Genomic DNA, 1379 nt, shown 5'->3' with positions numbered 1-1379 from the left:
CTTCCGTGACAACTCAACAAAGGGCCCTCGGAATTATTGGGCTGGAGATCGGACTTCCGCCTCGTGAATTTCCGCCACCGCAACCGGAGTCGGTCTTCAACCCGGCAACTTTCGACTTCCCAATTATAATAGAGACCGCGGCCGGGGCTTTGGAGGAGAGGGTCATTCCCGGTGATGCTTCTCTCGAGCCGGCCTACATTGCAGCTGCCAGGCGGTTGGTCGAGCGCGGAGCAGTCGCGATAACCGGGGACTGCGGGTTCAGTATCCGGTACCAGGCTGCAGTGGCCGCGTCTGTCGAAGTCCCGGTGGCCATGTCGAGCCTGCTACTGGCGCCCACGCTACTCCGGCAGCTTCCAGCTGACGCAAAGCTCGCCGTTGTGGCCGCAGACTCAAGACACTGCGGCAAAGAGCTGCTGGGCATAGATTCATCCGCAGAGGCAAGAGTAGTCATCGGCGGCATTGAAGGTGACGCGTGGCCGGCTGGTGTTGTTGAAATGGAGTCGGAGGTTGCAGCCTGTGTCGCGCGACTTGGCGCCGCACATCCGGGGATTGCCGCCCTCCTATTTGAATGTACATTGTTCCCGATGGTGACGTCAGCAATCCGTCGTAGGACAGGACTGCCCATCTATGACGCCGCGACCCTTTATCGGATGACATTCGCGTCCGTGGCTTGACCGCTTGGAGGCCACTATCCCAAAATATGAGCTCATGTCTGGTATGAGTTGCGGCTCGTTATTGTAACACACGTCCGCATCTTGTCGAATACTCTGTCGAGACTGGATCCTCGATTTCCGAGGTCAGGACGCGGTGCCTGAGATGCAGGTTGGATTTTTGGAACTCGTGCTGGTCGACCGTGATCCAGACGCTAAGCGGCGACCGACTTCGGCCGGAGTTGAAGCAGGGCGATCAAGGGCCACAAAAATCACTTCAGCCACCTGAGCAGGAGGGAGAAGTTGTATCCGGCGGCGGCCAGGACGGCGTTGAGGGCGTCGCCCTGCTGGCCGGCGAGGTAGTTGCGGCCCATGCGGTGTTCGTTCTTGATGTGGCCGATATGACGCTTGCCAGCGTGTGGCCGTCATAGGGATTGCCGGGCAGCGCTTTTGCATGCAGGGCGAACTGGCCGCCCTTGGAGCGCTTCAGCGTGGTGGCCACCGACACCTTCACACCGAACTCGTAGGGCATATGCGCCTTGCCCTTGCCAATGCATTCCACCTCGTGCGCGTGCAGGCTGTAGATCTTGCGGCCGCGCTGGCGCTGGCGTTGCTAGAGAACGGTGGCGGCCTGGTAGAACGGCCATTTGAAGAGCGCGTCCAGCCCCGCATCGCCGGCGATCTGGCGAGAAATGTCGCGAATGGTCCGGCCGAGATAGGTCTTGAGCC

Annotated in this window: 1 protein-coding gene and 1 pseudogene; one reads left to right on the top strand and one right to left on the bottom strand. The window is 60.3% G+C overall.

Annotated features, from left to right (window positions below; genetic code table 11):
* Positions 1–674: hypothetical protein (locus EN969_RS35650; protein WP_348632423.1), on the top strand; the 674-nt coding region annotated here is incomplete at its 5' end.
* A gap of 248 nt (positions 675–922) precedes the next feature.
* On the opposite strand, the pseudogene EN969_RS31120 reads toward EN969_RS35650, so the two are convergent.
* Positions 923–1379, bottom strand: a pseudogene (locus EN969_RS31120) (IS5/IS1182 family transposase); the annotation flags it as partial.

Origin of the sequence: Mesorhizobium sp. M7A.F.Ca.CA.003.01.2.1 (assembly GCF_003998945.1) — a bacterium.
Taxonomy (GTDB): Bacteria; Pseudomonadota; Alphaproteobacteria; order Rhizobiales; family Rhizobiaceae; genus Mesorhizobium; species Mesorhizobium ciceri.
The sequence above is the reverse complement of the archived record's forward strand: the minus strand, read 5'-3'. Positions and strand labels throughout refer to the sequence as shown.